Annotated in this window: 16 protein-coding genes; 6 read left to right on the top strand and 10 right to left on the bottom strand. The window is 70.5% G+C overall.

Going from position 1 to position 26,747, the window contains the following annotated elements:
- Positions 1–62: 62 nt before the first annotated feature.
- A complete protein-coding gene (locus ACWBNA_RS17345) occupies positions 63–2,159 on the bottom strand; it encodes an RICIN domain-containing protein (RefSeq protein ID WP_482705247.1) in 2,097 nt (698 codons plus the stop codon).
- 885 nt (positions 2,160–3,044) lie between these two features.
- Here ACWBNA_RS17345 and ACWBNA_RS17340 point away from each other — a divergent pair.
- Positions 3,045–4,127, top strand: coding sequence for a LacI family DNA-binding transcriptional regulator (locus tag ACWBNA_RS17340; protein ID WP_482705246.1), 1,083 nt, complete (start codon positions 3,045–3,047; stop codon positions 4,125–4,127).
- Positions 4,128–4,596: 469 nt separating this feature from the next.
- Here the strand turns inward: ACWBNA_RS17340 and ACWBNA_RS17335 are convergent, their stop codons facing one another.
- Positions 4,597–5,151 carry a peptidoglycan-binding domain-containing protein gene (locus ACWBNA_RS17335; protein WP_482705245.1) on the bottom strand — a complete coding sequence of 185 codons (555 nt, stop codon included), beginning with the start codon at positions 5,149–5,151 and terminating at the stop codon, positions 4,597–4,599.
- A gap of 378 nt (positions 5,152–5,529) precedes the next feature.
- Between ACWBNA_RS17335 and ACWBNA_RS17330 the strand changes: the two genes are divergently transcribed.
- A complete protein-coding gene (locus tag ACWBNA_RS17330; RefSeq protein WP_482705244.1) occupies positions 5,530–6,759 on the top strand; it encodes an AfsR/SARP family transcriptional regulator in 1,230 nt (409 codons plus the stop codon).
- The gene (locus ACWBNA_RS17325; protein WP_482705243.1) at positions 6,647–9,121 is read left to right on the top strand and encodes an ATP-binding protein; all 2,475 of its coding nucleotides are present in this window, start codon (positions 6,647–6,649) and stop codon (positions 9,119–9,121) included. Before ACWBNA_RS17330 ends, ACWBNA_RS17325 begins: the two co-directional genes overlap by 113 nt.
- 84 nt (positions 9,122–9,205) lie before the next feature.
- On the opposite strand, the gene ACWBNA_RS17320 is transcribed toward ACWBNA_RS17325, so the two are convergent.
- From ACWBNA_RS17320 to ACWBNA_RS17295, 6 genes are all read right to left on the bottom strand, one after another.
- On the bottom strand, positions 9,206–11,587 hold the full coding sequence (locus ACWBNA_RS17320; RefSeq protein ID WP_482705242.1) for a GMC oxidoreductase: 2,382 nt from the start codon (positions 11,585–11,587) through the stop codon (positions 9,206–9,208).
- A gap of 1 nt (position 11,588) precedes the next feature.
- Complete coding sequence (locus tag ACWBNA_RS17315; RefSeq protein ID WP_482705241.1) at positions 11,589–12,701, bottom strand: alpha/beta fold hydrolase; 1,113 nt, start codon at positions 12,699–12,701, stop codon at positions 11,589–11,591.
- Positions 12,702–12,886: 185 nt separating this feature from the next.
- Positions 12,887–13,795 (bottom strand): SDR family oxidoreductase, encoded by a 909-nt coding sequence (locus ACWBNA_RS17310; protein WP_482705240.1) that lies wholly within the window; start codon positions 13,793–13,795, stop codon positions 12,887–12,889.
- Positions 13,796–14,311: 516 nt separating this feature from the next.
- Positions 14,312–14,791 carry a MarR family winged helix-turn-helix transcriptional regulator gene (locus ACWBNA_RS17305; RefSeq protein WP_482705239.1) on the bottom strand — a complete coding sequence of 160 codons (480 nt, stop codon included), beginning with the start codon at positions 14,789–14,791 and terminating at the stop codon, positions 14,312–14,314.
- Positions 14,792–14,802: 11 nt separating this feature from the next.
- Positions 14,803–15,864, bottom strand: a complete 1,062-nt coding sequence (locus ACWBNA_RS17300; RefSeq protein ID WP_482705238.1) for an alkene reductase — start codon at positions 15,862–15,864, stop codon at positions 14,803–14,805.
- Positions 15,865–15,955: 91 nt separating this feature from the next.
- On the bottom strand, positions 15,956–16,861 hold the full coding sequence (locus ACWBNA_RS17295) for an NADP-dependent oxidoreductase (protein WP_482705236.1): 906 nt from the start codon (positions 16,859–16,861) through the stop codon (positions 15,956–15,958).
- Positions 16,862–17,437: 576 nt separating this feature from the next.
- On the opposite strand from ACWBNA_RS17295, the gene ACWBNA_RS17290 reads away from it, so the two are divergent.
- Together ACWBNA_RS17290 and ACWBNA_RS17285 are read left to right on the top strand one after the other, a co-directional pair.
- Complete coding sequence (locus ACWBNA_RS17290; RefSeq protein ID WP_482705235.1) at positions 17,438–18,922, top strand: ricin-type beta-trefoil lectin domain protein; 1,485 nt, start codon at positions 17,438–17,440, stop codon at positions 18,920–18,922.
- A 1,178-nt stretch (positions 18,923–20,100) separates the two neighbouring features.
- A complete protein-coding gene (locus tag ACWBNA_RS17285) occupies positions 20,101–21,504 on the top strand; it encodes a chloride channel protein (protein WP_482705234.1) in 1,404 nt (467 codons plus the stop codon).
- Positions 21,505–21,540: 36 nt separating this feature from the next.
- Here the strand turns inward: ACWBNA_RS17285 and ACWBNA_RS17280 are convergent, their stop codons facing one another.
- Positions 21,541–22,833, bottom strand: a complete 1,293-nt coding sequence (locus tag ACWBNA_RS17280; RefSeq protein ID WP_482705233.1) for a DUF2254 domain-containing protein — start codon at positions 22,831–22,833, stop codon at positions 21,541–21,543.
- 274 nt (positions 22,834–23,107) lie between these two features.
- Between ACWBNA_RS17280 and ACWBNA_RS17275 the strand changes: the two genes are divergently transcribed.
- Positions 23,108–24,955: a glycoside hydrolase family 15 protein gene (locus tag ACWBNA_RS17275; protein ID WP_482705232.1), complete on the top strand. Its 1,848-nt coding sequence runs from the start codon at positions 23,108–23,110 to the stop codon at positions 24,953–24,955.
- A gap of 19 nt (positions 24,956–24,974) precedes the next feature.
- Here the strand turns inward: ACWBNA_RS17275 and ACWBNA_RS17270 are convergent, their stop codons facing one another.
- Positions 24,975–26,744 carry a cation:proton antiporter gene (locus ACWBNA_RS17270; protein ID WP_482705231.1) on the bottom strand — a complete coding sequence of 590 codons (1,770 nt, stop codon included), beginning with the start codon at positions 26,742–26,744 and terminating at the stop codon, positions 24,975–24,977.
- Between the last annotated feature and the right edge of the window lie 3 nt (positions 26,745–26,747).

The raw sequence follows: 26,747 nt of genomic DNA, 5'->3' as shown, positions 1-26,747 counted from the left end.
GGCGGACGGACCGGCGAATCCGGTCCGTCCGCCGATCGGGAAGGAACGGCTGCGTCATTCCGTCAGTTGAGCGTCCACTTCTGGTTGGTCCCGCTGTTGCACGTCCACAGGTCGACCTTGGTTCCGTTGGCGGTGCCGTTGCTGACGGCGTCGAGGCAGAGTCCGGACTGGTTGTTGGTGATGGTGCCGTTGGAGTTGACGGTCCACTTCTGGTTGGTGCCGCCGGTGCAGTCCCAGATGATGACCTTCGTACCGTTGGTGGTGCCGTTGTTGTCGGCGTCGAGGCACTTGTTGCCGTAGACCACGAGTTCGCCGCGCGACGTGGACGTGAAGGTCTGGTTGTGTCCGCCGACGCAGTCCCAGAGCGTCAGCTGCGTGCCGTTGGTGATCGAGTTCTTGGCGATGTCGAGGCAGCGGTTGGAGCCGGTCCCGATGATCTCGTTGCCGTCGGTGCCCGCGATGCCCTGAAGGAGGACGGCGTCGAGGTTGGGCGACCAGCCGCCGCTGTTGGAGAACTTCATGGTGTTGGAGCCCTTGGCCAGGCCGACCTGCACGGAGACGGTGCCGGGGGTGGTCCAGGAGCCGGTCGGCGGGAACGAGACCACCGTGGGCTGCTGGCCGTTGACCTGGAGCGTCGCCGTACGGGCGGCGCTGTCACCGTTGACGTACGCGATGGTGGCGAGCTTCACGCCGGAGGTTGAGGCGTTGACGTTGTTGAACGTCAGCGTGTTGGCGGAGCCGTTGCCGATCCAGCCGACCAGTGAGCCGCCCGAGCAGTTCGCGCAGGTGCCGGTGGCGGCGGCACCGGCAAGGGTGTTGGACGAGGACTCCGCCTCGTAGGTGGTGCCGGAGGCCTCGGTGCCGGAGACGGTGAGCAGTACCGCTTCGCCGGCCGGGACGCCGGCGGTGTAGCTCGTCGCGGGGCTGCCCGCGTTGGTGGCCGTCCATACGTTGCGCACGGAGGCGGAGGCCGCGGTCAGGCCCAGGTCGGTCCAGCGGGCCGTGATGGAGGCGGCGGCGGAGGTGCGGTTGAGCAGCAGCACAGCGCGCTTGCCGGTGCCCGAAAGGACCTTGCTGTAGACCTGCAGACCCTTGGTGTCCTCGGCGACCTTGACGCCCTGGAGGCCACGGGCGTCCTGGTCGACGGCGATGACCTCGGAGTTCTTGAGGATCGACGCGGTGGTGGAGCTCATGGTGGTGAGGTTGTTGCCGGCCAGCAGCGGGGCGCCGGAGATCGCCCACAGGCTCATGTGCGTGCGGTTCTGGGCGGCACTGAAGCCGTTCATGCCGACCATCAGCATGTCGGGGTCGTTGTAGTACCCGGTGTGCTGGGACGACGGGTGCAGCGCCTTGTCGAAGTTGGTCAGCATGTTGGCCGAGGACGGGCTGCTGCCCCAGAAGATGATGTCGGTGCTGGTGCGCCACATCGGGGCCGTTCCCGCCCCCCAGTTCCAGGGGTTGCCGGTGCCCCACTCGCAGAACGACAGGACCAGTTTGCGGCCGGTGATCGCGGTCGCGGCGTCGTTGGCGGCGCTGATCGCCTTGTACGTGGTCTCCTGGTCGAGGCCCTCGGCGTTGCCACCGCACCAGTCGATCTTGACGAAGTCGTAGCCCCACTCCTGGAAGGTCTGCATGTCCTGCTGGTAGTGGCCCTCACTGCCGGTGTTGGGCGCCGCGGGCCTGGTGGTGGGGTAGTAGTAGCCGCAGCCTTGCTTGCCCGCGTCGGTGTAGATGCCCGCCTTCAGGCCCTTGCTGTGGATGTAGTCGGCCATGGCCTTCATGCCGCCGGGGAACAGGCTCTCGTCGGTGACGATCTTGCCGTTGCCGTCGCGGGCGCCCTGCCACCAACCGTCGTCGATGTTGACGTAGTTGTAGCCGGCGGCGGCCATGCCGGACGAGACGAGTGCGTCGGCCTGGGCCTTGATGGTGTTGTGGTCGATGCTGCTGGCGAAGCTGTTCCAGGAGGCCCAGCCCATGGGCGCCGGCGGAACCGCGACCTGGTTGGTGGTCACCGCGACCGGCTCGGTCCGGCCGAGGTCCGCCGACGGTGTCCGGCCGCCGCCCATGGCTGCAAGCCCGGCGAGAGCCAGGCTCAGGGCCAACGCCTGGACGGCGATACGTCTTGTCCAGTGGATCGCGGCAGTTCTCCCTGATGGCATGAAACCAACCCTCTCTCAATGCGAATAAACGACATCAGACGCGGATGTACGGGCGGCACCTGTTGAGGTGTGCGCCAAGAGGCTGAACAGATGAGAATGTGAGGTTTGCCCCATGTGGTCCACGAGCACATGACGGCCCCGCGAGCGGTGGGTGCCGCGGTCCTCGCGTCCTGCCGCGGCGTGCGCAGGCCGGCACTCCGCGCCCGCATGGAACCGGCTCGTCGCCTTCAGCGGCTCGGCCGGCAGGCCGGACGGGGCAGGGGGTATCGGTCGGTGCGTCCGGGGCGCCCTCTAAGACCCTGAAATGTTACCGTTCACATCCTTGGGCTCCATGGGGCTCGACGACGGACGGGGTGGCAGGAGAAGGCGCGGTAAGGGCCTTTACCAAGGGTGAATGCCAAGCGAGGCCCTTGTGTATGAGTTCCTGGTCGTCCTCGACATCGGACGTTGACGCGCCTGTGACGCAGGAGAAGTGTGAACGGTAACATTTGGTCCCGCAACACTCCGCGTGGAACTTTCTGTTGGCGCCCAGTCAGGCGAGGGCGGTCTGGAAGCTTCCAGGGAGAAGATCATCACCATTCTGCGGATACGGTATGGCCGTCGATCCTGACTCTGAAGGGTGATTTCGTGGCCTACTGGAAGAAGCAGGGAGTGGACGTCGGCGCCTTCTCCGAGGGCACCGAAGGCATCAGGACCGGTTGGCGCCGTTCATGGAGCCGGCACCGCTGATCACTGCCTCGCCCCCATCCGGCGGGAAGGTGCTCGACCCCTTCAACCAGGTCTGGTTCGGCCGGCACACCTTGAAGAAGGCCACGGACAAGGCGAGCACCTGGTCCGACGACGCCGTCACCGACCAGCCAGTACCGACGAGGAGCCGTCCCCGCCATGCAGGAAGCGACCCCCGCCCCCCGCTCCGGCGGGAGGCCGCAGGCTCCGAAGACCGTCAGCATCCGGGACGTCGCCAAGGAGGCGGGCGTGTCCCACCAGACCGTCTCCCGGGTCGTCAATGGTCACCCCCGGGTCAAGGAGCCGACCCGGGCCCGGGTCCTGGAGGTCATCGCCGAGATGGGCTATACGCCCAACCGGATGGCCCGGGCACTGGCCGGCGGTGCGGTGCGCTCGGTGACCGTGCTGACCTCCGACACCTCCTTGTACGGCGCCTCGGCGACCCTGAAGGGCATCGAGGAGGCGGCGAGGGCGGCCGACTTCACGGTCCAGATCAGCGTGCTCGACACCGGCTCGGCCCAGAAGCCCGCGGATGTCGCGGCCCGGGTCAGCAGGCCGGGGGAGGCGGTGCTGGTGATCGCCTTCGACGCACCGGGCGTACGGGCATGGCAGGCACTGCCCGCCGGGTTCCCGGCAGCGGCGGCGGTGGAACGGCCCGAGGACGGCCGCCCCGGCGACCGGCCCCAGCTCTGGCTGGACGACCGGGCGGCCGCCGCTCAGGCCACCCGTTATCTCCTCGGCCTCGGCCACGAGACCGTGCACTACCTGGCGATCCCGTCCTCCACCACCCGTATCGGCCAGCGCACCGAGGGCTGGCGCGACGCTCTGCGGGCGGCCGGCAGGCCCCTCCCCGAACCGCTCGACGCCGGATGGAGCCCTCGCTCCGGCTACCTCATCGCCCGCACGCTGCTGGCGGCCGACCCGTCGGTCACGGCCGTGCTCTGCGGCAACGACGACCTGGCACTCGGCGTACTCCGCGCGGCCAGGGAGGCAGACCGTGACGTGCCGGGCGACCTGAGCGTGGTGGGCTTCGACGACGCCCCCCATTCCGCCTACGCACACCCCGCCCTGACCACCGTCCGCCTCGACTTCGAAGGCCTCGGCCGGGGCTGCTTCGGCCTGCTCCACCGGCTCCTCGAGCCCGAGACCGCCCCGGCCCTGCCTCTGTGGGCCGAGCCGGAGCTGATCGTGCGGGAGAGCAGCGGCCCGGCTCCGTTGCGGCGGGACCGGCCCAAGGGCTGAACTTTCTCGGCACGACCGCCGGTGACGCCCTGCGGGGCGCCCTCGCCGACCGTCAGGGGACGAGGCTGCGCTCCGGTCGGTCGTCTTCATGTCAGTTGAGGGGTTCGGGGCGACGGTCTTCGGGGTTCGTTGCCCGCGAAGAGCGTGTCCTGGCGATGGCCGGTGGGCGTCGGGGAAGCCGTGACTGCCTGTGAGGGGCCCCGGAATCCCCGGAGCCCCTCGAGAGCGGTGGCAAGCCGCGGGGCAGCCGGCGTCCGGCGGCCTCGTCAGTGGGTGGACAGCGGCGACACGGCGGCTCCGAACGCTGTTCCCATGCGTCACGCGGGCCTTGTCGTCCACGCGCACGCCGGGGACGAATGGCTGGGCCCCCTACATTCCGCGGGGGTCATGTCGGTCGCGCCGACGCCGGGGCGAGCCCGTCCTCCCGGGGGAGGGCGGGCATCGTGCGCTCAGCCCCCAGGGTGGGGGGTCAGCTGCAGGTGCGGTAGTCGTAGCCGGCGAGTCGCGCGTTGCCGTCGCCGTCGTAGAAGTTGTACCGGCCCTCGCCGTCGCGGGTGACGTTGATCGTGTACCTGGCGCCGAGGAAGTGGTCGACGGCGTGGTCGCCGTTCTGGTCCAGCAGCCTTCCGTCCGCCGCTCCGAAGGTGTCGTCGCCGGCCACCCCGGTCCCGTCACCGCCGCCGCCGAAGTAGTACTGCCAGTCCGCGGTCGCGGCCTTGGTGTTCGGTCCGAAGACGCCGTCGATGTCCGCGGCGTCGAACGTGGTGCCGTCCGACTCGATGGCACCGTCCGCCCACAGGATCTTCTGCCACAGGCAGGTGGCGTTGGAAGACGTGTTGACGCTGGTCGACAGAATGCCCTCGTTGCCCCAGTCGTCGGTGTAGGTGCTGCCGCCGGCGATGTAGGCGAGACCACTGTAGGAACCGCTCGCGGAGGCCGGCGAGGCGCTCAGGGCGAGAGTGCCGGCGGTCAGGAGGGCGATCGCGCATGCGGCCGGCTTGGTCCGATTCGTACGTGAGCTCATGGGTGTTCCCTGCCTGTGGGTGTGGATGACGTGGGCATGCCGGTCGCAGCGGGATTCGGCAGGGCGGCACGCCGTCGTGTCCGGCGCAGTGGGTATGGCGGGCAGTTGGATGGGCCATGGTGCGGCGAACGCGCGGGACGTGAAGGGGGGGCGGTGTGGACCTGCAACTCCCGTGCGTACTCGAGTCGTTGCTGCGGTAGGTGGTGCCACACTCCCCCCGGGGTCGATGACTGCCCGCTCGTCGGGGCCGTCGTGTGTCGCGCCGTTCCTGTCCTGGACCAAGATGCGCCGCCGAACGTCGGTGAACCTCGGACAAACGTTGAAAGGGCGGGTCGAAGGTGCTATGCCAGGGTGGGAACTGAGACTCGGGGGCGTGCTGTGACGGTTGAGTTCGCTTTGCTCGGCAGCGTCGAGGCGCGTGTGGGCGGACGGATCGTCGATCTGGGTCACGCCCGGCAGCGGTGTGTGCTCGCAGTGCTGCTGGTGGATGCCAATCAGGTGGTCTTGGTGGACCAGCTTGCCGAGCGTGTCTGGGCTGACCGTCCTCCACAGCGGGTCCGGAACGCGCTCTACGGCTACCTCTCCCGTCTGCGGCAAGCTTTGGCCATCGCTGAGGGGGCGGATATCGTCCGGCGATCCGGCGGTTATGTCCTCAACGTCGAGGCGGCTGCAGTGGATCTGCACCGATTCCGTGACGTTGCCGCACGGGCCCGGGCGGCCGTGCGGAACGAGCAGGACGAGCAGGCCGCCGCCCTGTTCGGGCAGGCACTCGGCCTCTGGCGGGGAGACGCCTTCGCGGGTCTGGACACCCCTTGGAGCAACGCCCTCCGCGACGCGCTCGACCAAGAACGGATCGCGGCCGAACTGGACCACACCGACGTTCGGCTCCGGTGCGGTCACCACACCGCACTGTTGGCCGACTTGTCCGCCCGGGTTGAGATACACCCCTTGGACGAACGACTGGCCGGCCAGTTCCTCCTCGCCCTGTACCGCTGTGGTCGCCCGGCCGATGCCCTCAACCATTACCAGCGAACCCGGCTGCTGCTGGCCGAAGAACTCGGCTGTGACCCCGGCCTCCCGTTGCGGCAACTGCACCAGCAGATCCTCACCACCGATCCCGCACTGAACGTCCCAACCGCCGTCCCGGCCGCCGGGCGCGCTCCGAGATCCGCACCCGCTCTCGTGCCGCGCCCGTTACCCATGCATCCGCCGGTGCGCACCCCACGAGACGGCGCCGGCCTGGCCGCCGTGCCGACACCGCAGCGTCCCCGGACGGGGAGCCACCTGGTCGGGCGGGCAGCGGAGTTGGCGGTCCTCGACGGCGCGATCGAGGATGCCCTGGCCGGTGCGCCAGGGGTGATCGAGGTGGTCGGGGAGCCGGGTATCGGAAAGACACGGCTGCTCGGCGAGCTGGGCGAGCGCGCGAGACAGCGCGGTTTCGTGTCCTTGGCCGGCCGCAGCGTGGAGTTCGGACCGGGCTCCGTACGGTGCGTTCGTGGACGCCCTGGACGACCACCTCGGCACCGTGGACTTCCTCCGGCTCCGTCGCGACGGGTCACCGCCCGGCGCGTTCGCCCTGTTGAGTACGGTCTTCCCCGCGCTCTGTGATCGTTTCCCGACCGGGCCGGATCCGGTGACGGTCGAACGGTACTGGTTCCACCGGGCGGTGCGAACGTTGCTGGAGACGCTGAGTGCCGACGGCGGGCTCGTGCTCAGCCTGGACGACCTGCAGTGGACGGATGACGGTACAGCCGAGCTGATCGACCATCTGGTACGGCATCCGCCGCGGACACCGCTGCTGCTCGCCCTCGCCTACCGTCCCCGGCAGGTCCCGCCGCGACTGGCCGCGGCGCTGGCCCGGGCGGCAACGGAGGGAAGAGTGGCGAGAGTCGAGTTGGGACCGCTGTCTCCGGCCGAGGGAGCGGAGCTGTGCGGGGCCCGGACGGATCACTGGCGTTTCCAACGGCTGTACGAGGCCGGCGGCGGCAACCCGTTCTATCTGGAGGCGCTGGCCCGAAGCGCCGGGAACGAGAGCCCGCCGGCGGTGCCGGCCGGCTCGGCGCCTGTCGCCGGCGATCTGCCGCAGTCGGTGCGGGCCGCGCTGCTGGAGGAGCTGGGAGGTCTGTCGGCCACCGCGAGGGTCTGTACGCAGGCGGCCGCGGTGCTCGGCGACTCCTTCGAAGCCGAGATGGTGGCGGTCGTGGCCCAGACCGGTGATGCCGAGGCCCTCGCAGCCCTGGACGAGGCCGCGGAGCGGGACCTCGTACGCCAGGTCGGCTCCACGCGCCGGTTCCGGTTCCGCCATCCGCTCGTGCGGGCAGCGGTGTACCAGGGGGCGGGCGCCGGCTGGCGGATCGAGGCACACACCCGGGCCGCGGACGGCCTGGCTCTGCACGGCGCACCGCTGACCGCCCAGGCGTCGCACGTTCAGCGTTCGGCGCGCGTAGGAGACGAACACGCCGTCGACGTACTCGTACGGGCCGCCCGTCAGGTGATGACGATCGCGCCGGCCACCGCCGCGCACTGGACACAGGAAGCCCTGCGGTTGCTCGGCGAGCAGAGCCGACTGCGGCCCGAACTGTGGCTCCAGCAGGCCGAAGCGCTGGGCATGGCCGGACGACTGCTGGAAAGCCGCGCCATCCTGCGCAAGGTCGCCACCCTCCTGCCCGCGCGGGCCCAGGGCCGACGGGCCCGGGTGACTGCCCTACGAGCCACCATGGAGTGGGCGCTCGGCCGGTACGAAGAGGCCACGGCTCTGCTGCTGGGGGAGTTGGCGGACCACGAGGGCCAACCGCGACCTGAGACCGCCACTTTGGAGTGGGGCGTCGCGGTGGTGGCGCTTCGTCAGAACGACTTCTCCACGGCGATCGACTGGGGCGAACGCGCGTTGCGGTCGGCGGAACGTATCGGCGACCCGCCGCAGACCACCGCGGTCCGCGCTCTCCTGGCCCTGGCGCATACCTTCGCGGGCGACGCCCGGGCGGCCGACTACCTCGGCCCCGTGGTGGAAGTGCTCGACGACACCGACGACCAGGAACTGGCCGGGCAGATGGACACGCTCGTCATGACGGGCTGGACGGAGATGCTCCACGGACGCTACGACCCCGCACTGCGCCATCTCCACCGAGGCCTGGAAGTGTCCCGCCGCACCGGCCAGAGCCTCGTGCTCGCCGATCTCTTCGCCGCCTCCGCCTACGCCTACCTGTGGCTCGGACGCCTGGACGAGGCGGCGGCCTACGCCGACGACGCCCTGGAGGCGGCGTCACTCGTCGGCAGCGGCGAGCCGCGCTCGTTGGCCGAGGTGGTGAGCGCGGCCGTCCTGATGTGGCGGGGAGACTTCGTCGGAGCACTGAAGATCTGTGAGGAGTCACTCTCTTCGGCCGGCCCCGCACCGGGCGCGCACCGTTCGGCGATGGTCGGGATGCTCGGCCAGACGCTGCTGCTCAACGGCGATCCGGAGGGCTGTGTCAGCAAGGTGCTCGAAGCGGGCGGCGGCCCGCACCTGCTCGGGTTCGAAGCCCCGGTCCGCCCGATGTGGTTCCGGCTGCTGGCTGTCGCGGAACTGGCCCTGGGCGACGTGACGGCTGCCGAGACGTGGGCCGACCGAGCAGCCGCCGCCGCCGCCGCGGGGCTCGACCTGTCGCCCGGCTGGCGCGGTTTCGCGTTGCTGGCCCGCGCCGAGGTACAACTCGCCCGGCAGAATCCGGCGGCGGGTCCCACCGCGGGCCAGGCCGCTGCCGAGTTTCGCGCGGCCCGGATGCCCCTCAACGAGGCCATGGCCCATCTGACCGCCGGTACCGCACTGTCCGCCTTGGGCCGCCAGGCCGAAGCACTCGCGGAGTTGGAACAGGTGAAAGCCTTGGCGGATACCTGCGGGACCCTCGCCCTGTCCGAATTGGCTGATCACGAACACCACCGAATCGCCGTCCGGACCCCGCCTCCGACAGCTGGTACGACACCCGGCACATAGGGTCCCGAACAGCACAAGTTCTGGTGGAGTGAGTTCGAGGGAGTCGGCCCGGAGGGCGGCGGCGACGTTTGGGGTTCGGGCTTCTCAGGGGCGCCGCAGGGCGTAGGTGTTCCAGAGTTCGCCGGCGAAGAAGCGGCCGAAGCGAGTGAGTGCCGCGGTGCCGTGCGGGCCCGTTGTGCGGAACGTGGTGAGCAGGCGGGCGAGATCGGTGGCGCCGAGATGCGCCGTCCCCGTGCCCAGTGTTTCGGCGTCGGTCCCGACCGGTTCGTGGACGTGTCCGTTCAGGACGCGGAAGGCCAGCCTGGTCGTGTCGGTCCACAGGCGGGTCGGGGCGCCGGGCGCCAGGTCCTTGCGGCCGGCGAAGGTGCGGGGGTGACCGTCGGCGTCGGTGAAGTGGAGCAGGTAGCACATCGTGCCGCGGCCGTCCGCGAACAGGCGGACGCTGCCGTGCAGGACGGGGCGGCGCCCTCCGAAGGAGGGGCTGTCGATCCAGCCGTCCGCGCGCGCCTCGTGGTCCGGTTCCTCCAGGAAGGCGTCCACGTCGTCGGCCGTGACGGTGAGCCGGAACGCGAACGGTTCGGTACGGGACCCGTCCGCACCGGGTGAGTGGCGTCCGCGCAGTTCCTCCGTGAACTGGAGCGAGGTGCGGCGGGGGTACGTGCGGTGCGCGACCGCCTGTGGAGTGGCGGGCCGGTGCTCCAGCAGGCGGGTGCACATACGGTCGGCGAGGGCCGCGATGGTGAGGGCCGGGTTGGGGCCCACCGGGCCGGGCATCGCCGCCCCGTCCGCGACGTACAGGCCGGGGTGACCGTAGACCTCGCCGTACGGATCGCAGACCCCGGTGCCGGGGTGCCGGCCGATGGGGGCGCCGCCGAGCGGGTGCACCGTGAGGACGCGGTCCCGGTGCCAGAGCGGATGGTCGGCGTATCCGCCGCCGAGCGCGCCGGCGATCTGCCGCATCAGTGTGCGCGTCCGCTCGAACTGGGCCGCGCTGCCGCCCCGTACCGTCCAGCTGCTTTCCAACCGGCCGCCACGCATGCGCAGTTCGCCGTCCGGCACGTCTCGGCCCATCGCGAGCAGCGGCAGGGACGTACCGGTGAACGCGCCGTCGCCGAGGAGCCCGGCGAACGCGCCCGAGAGGCTGGGGTCCGGGGCGCGGGAGATCCGGTCGAGCAGCCTCCCGGCCAGGAAGCGCGCCGCCCGGGAGACTCCCTGCGGTGCGTGAGCGCCTTCGACGAGCCACTCCACGAAGCCCGGGTATCCCGCGTCCTGGATGTACCCACCGCGCCCCGCGCCCGGTACGCCGTCCAGTTCGTCGGGCAGCCGGATGGAGCTGGTGATGACCGGACCGCGGCTGGGACGCATCGGCCGGGGCTCGTCACCCCGCCTGGCCCGGAGCACGAACGCGAGGTGGTCACCGTTCGTCGAGAACCGGCTGCCGATCGCCGGGCTCAGACCGGGCAGGTTCCGGCGGGAACGCAGCAGCAGCGAGACCGTGTTGTAGGTGCCGGCGGCGAGGATCAGACGGTCGCAGCCGATGGTGCGGAGCGTTCGGGAGGTACGGGGTGATCCGGAGGTGTGGGGTGATCCGGACGCGACTCCTCCGTCCCCGCGGCGGCCGTCCGGATCACCCCTTCCCCCTCCCCCTTCGCCATCTGGTCCGTGTCTTCCGTGGCTGACGTAGTCCACCGCGTATCCGCCTCGCGCGAGTGCCCGCACCGCGCGCACCTCGTGTCCGGTGCGCAGGTCGGCACCGTGGCGCCGGGCCGCCGACAGGTAGGTGTGGTCGAGGCTGTTCTTGGCGCCGTCGTTGCAGCCGAGGTTGCACTCGCCGCACAGCCGGCAGGTACGGCGACCGACACCGTGCAGGTTGCCCTGGTCGGTGTCGGCCATCGGCAGTCCGGGCTCGGGGTCGGCGCCCGGTTTCGGGGCGAAGCTGATCGCGAGCGGCGGCCGCTGCGCCGTCAGGCCCAGCCGTTCGGCCGCTTCACGCATCGCGTGCGCCCGGGGTGTGTTCGTGTAGCCGGGGCGGTCGAGCGGGTACGGGACCGGGCGGAGCATCCGCTCGACCTCGTCGTAGTGCGGGTCGAGTTCGGCGCGGCCGACGGGCCACGCCTCGTAGCCGCCGCCGGGCAGCGGCTGTTCGTCGACGAACCAGCGTTCGTCCTTGCGCAGCAGCACGCTCGCGTAGATGAGCGATCCGCCGCCCAGTCCGCTGGCGACGACGGAGTCGAAGGCGCGGAAGCTCCACACGTCGAACAGGCCGTGCAGGCCTGCCCGCGGGTCCCAGAACGCACGGCCGAGTTCGGCCGGGGAACGGGCGAAGCCGCCGGGCGGGTAGGCGCGTCCGCGTTCCAGCAGGGCCACCTGCTGTCCGGCCGCGGCCAGCCGGTACGCGGCCACGGAGCCGCCGAATCCCGAGCCGACGACGACGGTTTCGACGTGTTCGGCGTGCGGCTCCGTCATCTCATACAGCCCTTCGGCGGAGGAAGTCGAGGAGGTGCGGGAACACGTCCCGGTGCGCGTCCCGGCCGATGATCGTGTCCACGTAGCCGTAGCCGGGGGCGACGAACAGTTCGTAGCGGTCGGGGTCAGCGGTCTCCCGCGACATCGCCTCGTGCTCCTGGACGACGGAGTCCCCGAAGACGCGGTTGTGCTCGCCGGTCAGGAACAGCACCGGTGGGCCGCCCTTGGCGGCCGCCGCGAGGTAGTCGTCCGGGAGGCGCGCGTGGCGCGGTTCGGCGGCGTCGTACTTCACGGCACGACCCGCTCGTACGATCCTGTCGATGTGCCGGTGGTAGCCCAGCCCGACAGGGCCGAGCAGGTCCGCGACGCGGTCGTGAGTGACGGGGTCGAGTCTGTCGTGGCTGTAGAGCGCGGGCCAGCCGGTGCCCCACATGAAACTCACCATGTGGCAGGCCGGGTTGTCGCATTCCGGGTGCGCCAGTGACACCAGACGGGCGAACAACCCGCTCCGGCTGAACCAGGCCGCGTCGCCGCTCCGCGGGTCGAGCTGGGACAGCCCGAGCGCGCCCTCGACGAGCGCGGGGCCGTACGCCAGCTTCCAGCGGGACCAGGCCGGTACCCGCATCAGCAGGCCGACCGCGCTGGTGACGACGCTGGTGACGTCCCGTACGGCGCCGGCGTACAGGCTCATGAGGAAGGTCATCGACCCGAGACAGTGCGCCACGACGTGCACCCGCCGTTCGCCGACATGCCGGCGCAGTTCGGCGAGCGCGGCCGGGTAGTCGTACAGGGCGATGTCGTCGAGGGTGTGTGCGTGCGGTTCCGTGTTGTACGGGAAGCGGTTGCTCATCCGCATGTCGAGCGTCCATACGTCCGCGAAACCGTTGTCGAGGAGGCAGGTCGCCAGATTCCGGTGCTCGGGCATGATGAACAGGTCGCTGGACGCGGTCAGTCCATGGACGAGAAGGACGACGTCGTCGCACTCCGCCCGGCGGAAACGGGTCAGCTGGAGGCCGAGCCCGTCGTCCGTGGTGACGGGGTGGACGGTGACCTGGGCGTCGGGAACGCCGGTTGTGGTGTGACGGGGGACGGCGGCGCCCTTCTGGATCGGCATGATGGTCCCCCCTCAGTCGGTCGGCCGCCCCACGGTGGCCGCGGCGGCCAGGCAGAGATCACAGTGGCGCTCCCGGCTTCGGTGTACCTGCGGAAAACCTGAAATCGGCAGGTCACGGGCACGACGCGGGCGGCCGTCTCACCGGAGGGCGACTGTGGCGCGAGGTCGGCCGAGGGGGCTTCCCGTCACCGGTGGTGCGCCGTGCCCAGTTCGTCGGTGTACCGGCTGAGGGCGTCCTCGGCCGTGGGGACGGGGCCGAACAGCTGCTCCTGGCGGCGGGGGTCGGCGACGTAGCGGCCGGTGTCGAACCAGCCGAACATCGCGGCCATGTCCTTGACCAGGGGCATGAAGCGGCCGGCGACGGCTCCTACGGCGCGGACGACGACGGAGGGGACGGCCCACACCTTGATCTTCTTTCCGGCCCGGTCACCCATCAGGTCGGCCATCTCGCGCATGCTGACCGGACGGTCCCAGCCGATGTCGATGCGCTCACCGTTGGCTGCCTCGGCGTCGACGGCGGCCGCCAGGTAGGCCGCGAGGTCGGAGGTGTGGACGAAGGTCAGCGGAACGGTGCTCTTGGCCATCCAGATCAGGCGGCCCTTGTCGATCGGGTTGCCCGCCATGGTCGCGATCTGGTCGAGGAAGGCACCGGGGCGCAGTGCGAGGAACGGGACGCCGAGCTGTTCCAGCTTGTCCTCGGCGATCTTCTTGTGCCAGAAGTGCGGGACGTGGGGCGTCTGGTCGCTGGTGAGGATGCTGGTCAGGACGAAGCGCCGGATGCCGGCGCGGTGGGCGGCCTCGGCGAGGTTGGCGTTGCCGACGGTGTCGATGTCGTGGGCGTTCTTGCCGCCACGGGTGTAGCCGGCGGCGGTGGTGATGACGGCATCGGCGCCGTTCATGGCGGTGACGAGCGAGTCGAGGTCGAGCATGTCGCCGCGGGCGATCTCGACACCCCGCCTTTCGAGCTTGCTCGCGTCGGTGGTGGGACGGACCAGGGCGCGGACGCTCTTACCGCGCTTGAGCAGTTCGTCGACGACCTTGCCGCCGAGGGAGCCGGTCGCGCCGACGACGAGGACGGGGAGGGTGGTGGTCATGGGGGTCTCACTTTCCATCAGGTCAGTGGTGGGGGGATGGGGTGGGTGGGGCAGGGACGGTCGGGGACATGGGTGGCCAGGGACGTGGGCGCCTTCGGCCCGGGTCGCTCAGGCGGCGGGCCTGTGGTGGGCGGATCCGCGGCGCGGGTCACCGGCGGCCTGGTGCGGGAGCTTGAGGAGGTCGACGGTGACCCGGATGCGGGTGATGCGTCCGTACCCGATGGGCGGCCGGCCGTTCGGCCGGCGACGGGGAGGGGCTCGCCGGGCCCGCGGGGTGTTGCCCTTGGGTGCTGTCCCGTCCCCGGAAGAGTTCCGTCCTGCTCGCACCGGGACAGTTCGCGCTTGCCCCTGACGCTGGGGCCCCGCTCACCCCGCCCGCCCCCGTCCTCCCTGACGTACGGGGGGCGGCGGGCGGGTTCCGCCACAGCCGCCGGCTCGGCTCGTCACCTCGCAGGAACGCCGGGAGCGAAGCGCGGTCCAGGCCGGAACCGGGGTGCGGGCCGAGGCCGAGGGGAGTTACTCGGACTCTTCCCGCGGAGGAGCGGGGTTGTTGATCGCGTCGGCGATCGCGTAGGCGGTGCGGACGAAGGACTCCGCCTGCTGCGCCGACAGATTGAGCGCGGAGGTCTCCTCCAGGGCCCGCCACATGGCCGCGATGGGCTCGCGCATGGCACGGCCCTTGTCGGTGAGGTGCACGACCATGACACGCCGGTCGTGTTCGGCCGGCTCACGGACGAGCAGACCGGCGTCCTGCATACGGCGCAGGGACTTGGACACGGTGGAGTGGTCCAGGCCGACGCTCTCCAGCAGCTCGGACTGGGACTGGCCGTCCCGGTCGAGGAGTTGCATCAGCAGCAGTTCCTGGCCGGGATGCAGGTCCATCTCACGGAGCATGACGCCGGCGCGGGCGCGGTGAGCGCGGGCGAGCTGGAAGATCGCGTAGCTCATCGGCCCCTCGCTGGCCGTAGAGGGGGTGCGGTGTGTGGAGGCGGGCATGATGCGGTTCCTCAGACGGTGTGGGTGGGGTAGTCGGTGTAGCCGGCCACTCCGCCGCCGTAGAAGGTCGCCGGGTCGGGGGTGTTCAGCGGCGCGTCAGAGCGTAGCCGCTCGACCAGGTCCGGGTTGGCGAGCGCGAGGGCCCCGACGGAGACGAGGTCGGCCGTGCCGTGGTCGACGTCCTTGGCGCGGGTGGGCAGGTCGGCGCCGCCCCGGTTGAGGATCAGGGTGGTCGGCCACAGTGCGCGCAGGGTCCCCAGCAGCTCCTCGTCGCCCGCGTGCATCACGTGGAGGTAGGCCAGGCCGAGGGGGCGCAGGGCGTCCAGGAGCGCCGGATACAGCTCGGCGGTGTCGGACTCGGCGATGTCGTTGTAGGGGTTGCCGGGGGAGATACGGATACCGGTGCGCTCGGCGCCGATCTCGTCGGCCACGGCAGCGGCCACGTCGACGGCGAAGCGGATGCGGCCCTCGATCGAGCCGCCGTAGCCGTCGGTGCGCTGGTTGGTGTTGTCGGACAGGAACTGGTGCACCAGGTAGCCGTTGGCGCCGTGGATCTCCACGCCGTCGGCGCCTGCCGCGACGGCAGCCGCAGCGGCGCGGCGGAAGTCGTCGACGGTCGCCGCGACCTCCTGCGTCGACAGAGCACGGGGTGCCGGCATCTCCTGGGGCCCGGACGCGGTGAACATCACGCCCTGCGGCCGGATCGCCGACGGGGCGACCGGCTGCCGACCGTGGGGGGTGTTGTCGGGGTGGGCGATGCGTCCGGTGTGCATCAGCTGGATGACGATCCGGCCGTCGGCCGCGTGCACGGCGTCGGTGACCTTGCGCCACCCGGCGATCTGCTCGTCATTGTGGATGCCGGGGGTGAGGAGGTACCCCTGGCCGTCGGTGGAGGGCTGGGTTCCCTCGGTGATGATGAGCGCGTGCGAGGCCCTCTGGGCGTAGTACTCGGCGTTCAGCTCGGTCGGTACGCCTTCGGGCGTGGAGCGGTCACGGGTCATGGGGGCCATGACCAGTCGGTGCGGGAGGGAGATGTCACCGACGGTGGTCGGTGTCCACAGGGAGTGCAGCATGAGGGGTCCTTCGATAGGGCGGTGACCGGCCGGTCACCGAAAAAGGCAGAAAAGGCAGCGCGTGGTCGTGGGGAGGCGGGGGCGGGCGTGCTCAGTCGACGGTCAGGACGAGCTTGCCCCGCACGTGCCCGGCGTCGCTGACCTGCTGGGCCTTGGCCGCCTGGTTGAGCGGGTAGGCGGTGACGGTGGTGACGAGCTTGCCGGCCGCGGCGTCCTGGGCCAGGGCGGCGAGGCGGGCGGTCGAGCGTTCCGGGGACCCCTGGGAGAAGGTGATGCCCAGCTGCCGTGCACCGAAGTCGGCGATGGTGACGATGCGCTCGGTGCCGCCCCGCAGGGTGATGGAGTCCTCCAGGGCGCCCTTCCCGGCCAGGTCGAACACCGCGTCCACGCCTTCGGGGGCCAGCGCCCGCACCCGCTCGACCAGGCCCTCGCCGTACACGGTCGCGGTGGCGCCGAGCGAGGTGAGGTAGTCCTGGTTGGAGGGGCCTGCGGTGGCGATCACGCGCGCTCCGCGGGCCGTGGCGAGCTGGACCGCCATGGTTCCTACCGCTCCGGACGCGCCGTGCATCAGTACGGTCTCCCCGGCGGCGACACCGAGCAGGTTCAGGACCCGCTCGGCCGTCTCGCCCGCCACCGGCAGCGCGACCGCGTGCTGCCAGTCGAGTCCGGCGGGCTTGGGGGCCACGCTGGTGGCCAGCGCGTACTGGGCGTACGAGCCGGTGTCCGACCAGCCCAGGACCTCGTCACCCACCTTCACGTCCTGTGCGCCCTCACCCAGGGCGTCCACCACGCCGGCGAGCTCGCCACCGGGGACCGCGGGGAAGGTCGTCGGGCGGACGGTCTCCATCATCCCGGAGCGGATCTTGCCGTCCAGCGCGTTCAGGCCGGCCGCCTTGACGCGGACGCGGACCTGCCCGGGGCCGGGCTGCGGGACCGCGATGTCCGCCTCGCGCAGCACTTCCGTGCCTCCGAAACGGTCGAACAGGATGGCTTTCACGACGACTCCTTCCGTGCCACCACCCATTTAGGTGGCTGGACACATAATTAACGTAGCAGCAAACGTGTGGCTAGCCAAGTATTCGTTCCGCCCGGCCGGTGCACGGCATATCGGGCCCGCGGCGAAGGGTCGATGCCGGGCGTGGTGCGGGCCCTCGCCGAACCGGCTCCGGCCTCTGCCCGGGCACCCGCTGCGCGGCATCCGGTGCCTCGTCGCGGGGGACGACGCGCGGCACGCCGAGGCCGGCTTCCGCCGCGGACCCGGCCCGGGCGTGCGGCGTACGGATCTGCGCGCGGCGCCGGGCCGGCGGGTGGCGGAACCGGGCGTCCAGCACCGGTCATGGTCGACGCGGTGGCGGGGCTGTCGTACTTCGGAACCGTCACCTGTCGTACTTCGGAACCGTCACGGGTCTTGTCACCAGTGCGGGCGTCGTGCCAGTGTCCGGGCAATGGTTACGTAACCATCGCTCTTTTCCACGGGTCCGAGTGTCCGTATTCGGACCCTGGTTCATCACTGCCTCGGCTCAGGTGACGAACCCGCACTCCGCCCTCCGCGATTCCCGTCACTGGAGACGACATGATCACGACCCCGAAGAGGTCGAGAAGACTGGCCAGTGTGCTCATGGCCGGCTTCGGCGCGACACTCCTGTTCCTGACCGCCCCCGCCCCCGCCCTCGCCCAGTCGGCCGCCGAGACGTCAGCCGCCTCGCCCGCGCCGCAGGAGGCCGCGGCGAAGGGTGGTACCAGTGACTTCCGTGGGGTGAACTGGGCAGACCCACGGGACAACTACGCCAGTGACGCCGTGGTGCCCAGCGGGCTGTCGGTGACCGACGACTACCGCACGGTGTACCGCACCACGGGTCACATGGTGCGCGGCTTCAAGAAGAACCTGGGCGCCAACACGCTGCGACTGCCGATCAACCCGGCGAGCGTGGGCACCAACTGGTGGAAGTCGTACCGGGCGACGATCGACGCGGCCACGGCCTACGGTGACAAGGTCATCGTCAGCTACTGGGAGGCCAACACCAGCAAGGACGGCCTGGTCGACGACACGGCCGCCTGGAAGACGATGTGGAACACCGTGGTGCGGGAGTACAAGCACAACCCACGGGTCTACTTCGAGCCCATGAACGAGCCGCACGGCTACACCCTGGACCAGTGGGTGTCCGTCACCAGTGGCTGGCTGGCCCAGCACAAGGACGTCCCGCGCGGCCGGGTCGTGATCAGCGGTACCGGCTACAACGACAACGTCACCGGTGTCGGCGCGGCACCCGAACTGCGGGGAACGCTGCTGTCGCTGCACTTCTACGGCTTCTGGGCCAGCTACACCCAGCAGGCGGACTGGACCGCCGACCTCGAAGCCCGCATCGGCAAGTACGCCGGCCGGACCATCATCGACGAGGCCGGCTCCCCGATGACCACCGGTCTGAACTACGGCGCCTGGAACGGCAACATCTACACGTCGTATCTCGCGGCCGTGACCAACACCGCCCGTAGCAAGGGCATGGGACTGGTGTACTGGCCGGGGCTGAGGTTCGGCGACGCCTACTCGATCGAGTCGCTGGACTCCGAGGGCAACCTGGTGGACAACAACGCCAGCGGAGTCGCCCTCCTGCGCTGGGGCTACGGCTTCGGCACGACCCCGCCCGTCAACGACCTGCCGCCCGCGCCTCCCGGCGAGGTCCTGCGCGGAGTGGCCTCCAACCGCTGCGTCGACGTGCCCGGCTTCAGCACGACCAACGGCACCCAACTCGACCTCTGGGACTGCAACGACGGCGGCAACCAGTCCTGGAACTGGAACGCGGACAAGCAGCTCACCGTCTACGGCAACAAGTGCATGACGGTGGGTGGCACCGGAGCCACCGCGGGAGACCCCGTGATCATCTCCGACTGCACCGGCGCGGCGGCACAACAGTGGAACGTGAACGCCGACCTCACTGTGACCAGCGTCGCGAACCCCGCGCTCTGCCTCGACGCAGCCGGAGCGGGCACCGGCAACGGCACGGCGGTCGATGTCTGGTACTGCAACGGAAGCAGCAACCAGCAGTGGGCCAGGAGCTGATGCCGGCACCTGTTCCCCTCGACCACTGATCCGAACCGCACGGGCCCTGCGAGTACCTCGCCGGGCCCGTCCGGGTCAGCGCCGCCGCGCTTCGCCTTCCGGTGAGGGCGGCGGTGCTCCGGTGCTCGCGCGGACCACCAGCGAGTGAGGAAGGCGTGGGTCTCCTCCATGTCATCGAACCTCGACACTTTGACGTCGTCGGGAATCCGGCGGGCGTGCGCGCGCCGGCCCGCCGCCTCGACGAGCACGCGGCTTGTCGACGCAAGCCGGCGGGACAGCACGATGCCCCGGTCGGTCAGTCCGCACTGAGGGGAATCCGCAGCCGCACCCGCTAGCCGCCTTCCACGGTCGGACCCGTCTCCAGGGCGCCGTGCAGGATGTCGGCCCGTTCCCGCAGACCGACCAGGCCCTGCTGGGAACCGGGTAGGGACAAGGAGGGGCACGTGGTTGCGGTGTTGGTGACGGTGACTCCGACGTCGTCGCCGTCCTGCCACAGCTCGACGCGGGCCGTGGCGCCGGGGGCGTGCTGAGCTGTTGCCGAGGCGTGTTGGGCCGGGCGCCCTCGGACACGGCGATTTCGCTGGTCAGGTCCTCCAGATGGCGGTGGCGGATGTCGACGAACAGGTGAGCCGCTGGTGCCACGGCCGGTGAACCGGTCCGCTGCGCCAGCCGAAGCCACAACGCCCGCAGGAGGGTCGACTTGCCGCTGCCGGGCGAACCGGTGACCGCGAGCCAGCGGCGGGGCGCGGCCTCGGCGGCGCTCCACGTCTCGAGGCGGGCCGGTGCTTCGGCGCGGCCGATGAGAACGTTCGGCGCGCCCGGTTCGGACATGCGAAGCCCCCAGCCCGGTGCTGCAATGGATCCAGAGGCCGGCTGCCACCGTAGGCCGCGCGAGCGGATGGCGAGGCTGGGACCGCGTTCCTCTCGCCGGGAGTGGCCGTGCGCGTCGGCATCGCAGACGTAGGGCCTGTCGGCATGGCGGCCGTGCCGGTCATGGCGGTCGTGTCGGCATCCTCACCGTCTTCCGCTCCGCTGACGGCATGAGCAGCAGGATCGAGCAGCTCATGACGGGTGGGCGAACGGAGAGCCCAAGGGAGGTGCTGACGGACGAGGAGTTCGCGGCCTGGAAGGCCGGAACTCCTGGCTGAGGGCCTGCGTGACGACCGGAAAGGGAGCCCATGAGGGATCCGGATTCGCAGCCCGATGCGCCCGCCGGGACGACACAGCCCGAGGAGGCCGACCGGTTGCGCGTACTGTTGCGCAGTCCCGGATACCTGAAGGCGCTCGTGTTCTGCGCCCTCATCGGTGTTCCGGTGTCGCTGGTGGCCTTCTTCTTCCTCGTCGCGCTCCATGAGCTGAACCACCTCATGTGGTCCGACCTGCCGGAGGCTCTGGGCTGGGAGACCCCGCCGTGGTGGTGGCCCCTGCCCCTGCTGCTCGCCGCGGGCATCGTCGTCGGCCTTGCGGTCACCCACCTGCCCGGCGGCGGCGGCCACATCCCCGCCGGAGGCCTGCACGCGGGCGGTGGCACGCCGCGAGCCCTGCCAGGTGTGATGCTCGCCGCTCTGGCCAGCCTTCCCCTTGGTGCGACCCTCGGCCCCGAGGCCCCGCTGATCGCTCTGGGCGGTGGCCTGGCACTGCTCCTCAGCGAACTGGCCCGGGTTCCCGTCACCGCGCAGAGCACCATCTTGCTGGGCACGGCCGGAGCCGCGGCGGCCGTCTCGGTGATCTTCGGAAGCCCGCTGATCGCGGCCGTGATGCTGATGGAAGTGGCAGGGGTGGGCGGCCCGCGGCTCTTCGTCGTCATGCTGCCCGCACTCCTGTCGAGCGGGGTCGGCTCCCTCGTGTTCACCGGCTTCGGCCGCTGGACCGGTCTGAAGGGCGACACCCTGTCCATGAAGCTGGGCGTGCCGCTCCCGCGTCTCGACACCGGGGACGTGGTGTGGTCGGTCCTCATGGCGGTGGCGATCGCTGTCGTCGTGCACCTGATCCTGCGGGGCGGGCGCTTCACCGCGGTGTTCGTCGCGCGACGTCCCCTCGCCCACACGACCGGATGTGCGCTGGCCGCAGGCGTCTGCGGCGCGGTGTACGCGCTCACCACCGGCCGGTCACCCGCGGACGTGGCCTCGTCGGGCCAGGCCACTCTGAGCCGCTTGGCCGCCGATCCCCATGCCTGGGGGGTCGGCGACCTGATCGCCGTTCTGCTCTGCACCGGTGTCGCGTACACCCTGTGCCTGGGCAGTCTGCGCGGAGGCCCCGTCTTTCCCACGCTGTTCCTGGGGGGTGCGGTGGGCGTACTGCTCGCGCCCCTGCCGGGCCTGGGAGTCGTGCCGGGACTGGCCGTGGGCATGGCGGCGGCGGTGACCAGCGCCCTGCGCCTGCCGGTCAGCAGTGTGGTGCTCGTCGTCCTGCTGCTCGACAGCACCGCCATGGTGCCCGTGGTCATTCTGGCGTCCGTCGCGGCCTTCGTGACCACCCAGCTGCTTCCCCCCGGCCGTGCCGTTCCGGCGGTGGGCAAGCCCGCGGAACGGCCGGCCGCGCAGTCCCCGGCCGTCGGCAAGGCGGGCTCCGACGCCGACTGAGAACGCGGCGGCGTCCGCGCGGCCTGATGTGGTCCCCTACCGGGGAGGCCGGGACCGGCCGCCGATGCCCTGCCGGTCGGGCCACTGTGCGACGGCCCGGTGGGCCGGGTCCGTGAACGCCCGCTCCACCGCCTGGTGCAGGAGATCCAACTGCGTTTCCAGCGCCGGATGTTGCGCTGTCGGAAGGCTTTCGAGGAGGCCGTCGAGCAGGGCGCGCAGTCGCCGGCAGACCTGCGTGGACGTCGCCCCGTAGTCGCGGATCTCGGAGACGGCGAGCTGCAGGTAGTCCTCCCAGTCACGTCCGTGCAGCACGAGACGAGGGCGGCCGCGGTCGTCCGCCATCACGTAACGGCTCCGCAGTCGCGCACTGCCGACCGTGGTGAGGAACGACTCGATGTGATTGAGCACCTGAACGGCTGTCGTGGGGTCGTTGACCGCCGGGGAGAGGGCGCGGATGGCGATGTCCACGAGAACGCGCAGGGCGAAGGCGGGATCCTGTTCGAGGGTGCGTTCGGCACCCAGGGCGACGAGACCGGTCACGTGCCGGGGATCGGGCGGGGACGTACCGCCGTGGACCTCGACGAGGACGGCGCCGGGAGGGACGTAGTCCCCGATGAGGTGGGGTACGACGAACGCGCAGTCGTGGCGCACCCCGGCGGCCACCAGGCCGGCTACGTGGAATGCCTGTATGGCCCCGCCGTGGGGCGAGCGGATGAGCGTCACCGGTCCGTGCGCCGTCACGGACTCACCGTCGTGTGGCGCCGATTCACGGACTTCCATGGCTCCGCGGGCGAAGACACCTTCTCCCATGCGTCCGACGAGGTCGGCGATGGCCACCGGCCTGAGGTTGTGCGTGAAGCGGTTGAGATAGACGAGCAGGAGCAGAAGGCTGACGGCCACAGCCGCGCCGGCGAGGGTGACCCCGAAGTCCGGTACCGAGTCCGACTCGATGCTGCGCAGTAGGGAGAAAGCGAACGCGAACGTCCCGGTGAAGGTGGCAAGGACGGTTTTCTGCAGCCGGTCTCTGTACCAGAGGCGCATATACCGCGGGGACAGTGCTCCGGTCGCCTGTTGGATGACGAGAACACCGATCGTCACGACGAAACCGAGCAGTGCCACCATCGCCCCGACGATGGAACTCAGCACGCCACTCGCGGTGGTCGCGGAGTAACGCCAACCGCTCGGCGGCCAGTCCACATCGTCGGCGGCAATGGCCAGTTCGGCGAGAACGACGCCCAGTGCCATTCCGAAAAGCGGCGCGATCCACAAGCTGGCTTTCGCGTACTGTCGCAGCCGGAACGCGGAGGCCCAGGACATCGTGGCGCGCATGGCCCGTACCCTTTCCCTCGGCCGGGAGGGGCTTCGTTGCAGGTACGGCCACCGTAGGGCAAGGAACGGACGTGCGCAGCGGCACGGCACCGGCCGTCCGGCCGTCGGATTCGTTCAGCAGGACCGACGGGGCATTCCTGCGTAGGCTGGGCGGGTGAACCGCTGCCGCGAATTCGCGTGCGGCGATCGCGCCGTCCGGTCGACGCCCGATGGAAATGCGCGCGGTCCACCGGACCGGCCTGGATCTCGCCCCCGGGTGAAAGCAGGCTCTTGCATGAATGAACGCCCACTGATCGAAGACCATGGGCTGATCGGTGATCTGCAGACGGCGGCGCTGGTGACCACCGACGGCACCGTCGACTGGTTCTGCTGTCCGCGATTCGATTCGCCCAGTGTGTTCGGCGCGCTGCTGGACTGGGAAAAGGGTGGGCATTTCACGGTCCGGCCTGCCGACACGACGTACACGACGAAGCAGTTGTACTTTCCCGACACGGCCATTCTCGTCACCCGCTTCATGACGGAGTCCGGCACGGGCGAAGTGGTCGACTTCATGCCGGTGACCGGAGCCGTCGCGACCGACCGCCATCGTCTCGTCCGCATGCTGAGGTGTGTGCGTGGCAGCATGACGTTCGAAGTGGACATCGCCCCCCGGTTCGACTACGGCCGCGCACCCCACGAACTGCACATCACGGAGCACGGCGCGGTGTTCGCCTCAGAGGGACTGGAACTGGCCGTGCACGCCGTCCGCGAGCCGGAGGACGAGCGGTTGCTGAACCTGCTGTCGGGGGACAGGGACCTTCACTTCCTCCTGCCCCTGCGGGCCGGACAGCAGCGCGGTGTCGTCCTGGAGTCGTCACCCGACGGGCCGCCCCACGAGATCCGCGTCGCGGAGTTCCAGCGGCTCCACGAGGAGACGATCCGCTTCTGGCGGTCATGGCTCGCCCAGTCCCGTTACTCGGGCCGCTGGCGCGAGGCGGTGGAACGCTCGGCCGTGACGCTGAAACTCATGACCTACGCGCCGAGCGGGGCCATGGTCGCGGCCCCCACGGCGGGGCTGCCGGAACAGCTGGGCGGCGAACGCAACTGGGACTACCGCTTCACCTGGATCCGGGACGCGTCCTTCTCGGTCTACGCCCTGCTGGGCCTGGGGTTCAAGGAAGAGGCGACGGCGTTCATCGGCTGGCTGCGCGATCGGGTGCGGGAAGAGGTCGGGTCGGACACCGACACGGGACCGCTGAACATCATGTACCGGGTCGACGGCTCCTCCGACCTGGTGGAGGAGACTCTGGAGCACTGGGCGGGGTACGAGGGCTCCGCCCCCGTGCGCATCGGCAACGGGGCCGCGAGCCAGCTGCAGTTGGACATCTACGGCGAGGCGCTGGACAGCATCCACTTCGCGCACCAGCGCGGGATCCGGCTCGACACCAAGGGCTGGACCGCCCTGCGCACCCTCCTCGACTGGTTGGTCGACCACTGGGACCAGCCCGGCGAGGGACTGTGGGAGACCCGCGGCGGACGCAAGGACTTCACCTACGGCCGGGTGATGTCCTGGGTCGCCTTCGACCGCGCCCTGCGACTCGCCTCGGCGAGCGGCCGTCCGGCGGCCCGCGGGCGTTGGGCGACCGAACGGGACCGCATCTACGAACAGGTACTGACGCGGGGATGGGACGCCAAGCGCGAGGCTTTCGTGCAGCACTACGGCAGTGACGTCCTGGACTCGTCACTGCTGCGGATGCCGACGGTGGGCTTCATCACCCCGGACGATCCGATGTGGAGCACCACGCTCGACGCCATGGACCGCGAGCTGGTCAGCGACAGCCTCGTCTACCGCTACAACCCCGAGGCGTCGCCCGACGGACTGGGCGGCTCCGAAGGGACGTTCTCCCTGTGCACGTTCATGTACGTCGATGCCCTGGCACGGGCCGGGCGGACCGACCAGGCAAGGCTCGTGCTGGAGCAGATGCTCACGTACGCCAACCACCTGGGCCTGTACTCCGAGGAGATCGACCTGACAGGGCGGCAGCTCGGGAACTTCCCGCAGGCTTTCACGCACCTCGCGTTGATCGACGCGGCCATCACCCTGGACGCGATGCTCAACCGGGCGCGTGAGGGCGGGAGGTAGCCCGGCGGCTGGTCGAGGCTCACCGCGGGGGAGGGGCGGAGCCGAGCAGGACGACTCTGTCGCCTTCCTGCGGCGTGACCGGCTCGTCGTCGGCCACCGGTTCGAGCCGGCGGTCGGCCCGCACCACGAAGAGCGTGTCGTGGCCGACGGGCACCGGGGTGGAGGAGGGCTGGACGAGGAAGCGGGCTCCGGCCTCGTAGCGCGCCGCCAGGGCGTGCCGGACGAGCGAACCTCCGAAGAGGATGGCGCCGCCGGTGTAGGGAGCGACGACGCCGTGGCTCTCGTGGGGCGGGCCGACCCGGTAGACGGGGCCCTCGACGTTGTCCTGCATCACGACCGAGGCGAGTGCGTTGAAGTCGTCGTCGTCGGTGGCGAGGAACACGGCGGTCACTCCCTCCAGACGTGCCCCGGGGTTGGTGGCGGTGGCCAGCAGGTCGCCGTCGGCCAGCTGGATCCCCGCGTCCTCGATCCTCTGCCGCTCCTCGTCGCGCCCTGCCCACATCAGCACGTCGAGTCCGGCGGATCGCAGGGACCGCCCCATGTCGACCACCCACGGCTCGCCGCCCACCAGGAGGAGGCGGGTGCCCGACGGTTTGACAACGGCCAGCCGACGGGCCACCGGGGCCGCGGTCAGCGCGTACAGCAGGACGGTTCCCACGATCACCAGGAAGGTGACCGGGAGGATCCGCGAAGCCCCGCTCACCCCCCGGTCGACGAGGCCGGCGGAGAACGTCGACGCCGTGGCGGCGGCGACGATGCCGCGCGGGTCCATCCACCCGATGAAAGCCCGTTCTCCCCGGGTCAGGCCCGAACGTGCCGTCGCGGCGAAGGAGACGAGGGGACGCACCACCAGGACGAGGATCGCGATCAGGGCGAGGGCGGGGAGCAGTACCGGGACCAGGGAGGACGGGGTGACGGTGGTCGAGATGGAGACGAACAGCAGGCCGATGATCAGCTGAACCAGGGTCTCGAAGAAGGGCCGGCGAGCGGGCATGTCGAAGCCGCGGATGTTGGTGACGGCCAGTCCCGTGACGATCGCGGCGATGAGTCCCGTGTCGTCCCGGACGATGTCGCAGCCGGCCGACACGGCGATCACGGTGGCGAGCTGGGCGAGCGTGCCCAGCGTCTCGCCGAGGCGCAGGACGCGCAGCGTCCACCACAGCAGCATCGCCCCCACCGCTCCGCCGATCAGACCGACGACAAGGCTGATGGCGAACTGGCCCAGCTGGTAGCCCCGGCCGATGTCGACCTGGTGGGACGACGCGATGGCGTGGAAGGTGAGAGCGCCGATGATGCCGCCGATCGGGTCGGTCAGCGTTCCTTCCCAGATCAGGATGCGTCGGATCTTGTTGTTCGGCCGCACGAAGTCGAGCAGTGGGCCGACGACCGTCGGGCCCGAGACGACGAGGATCACGCCGAGCATCGCGGCCACCGGCAGCGGCATGCCGAACAGGGCGGGTGACACCGCGGCGGTGACGAGAAAGGTCACCAGCACGCCGTACACCAGCAGTCTGCCCACGATCCACCGTGTCGGTCCGGTCAGGTTGCGCAGGTTGAGGCCCAGACCGGCGTCGTAGAGGATCACCGCCACGGCCAGGGACACCAGGGCCGAGAAGTTCTCCCCCGTCAGCTTGTCGGGGTGGACGACATCGGTGAGGGCGCCGGCGGTGAATCCGGCGGGCAGCAGCAGGATCAGGGCGGGCACGCGCAACTTGCTCGCCAGGATCTGTGAGCCGGTGGCGAGCACCACGGTCAGCGCGAATCCGAGCAGGATCTGGTCATCGGTCACGGC

It is taken from the genome of Streptomyces sp. Q2 (assembly GCF_056820935.1).
Note: the sequence above shows the minus strand (reverse complement) of the source record. Positions and strands in the feature narration are given on the sequence as shown.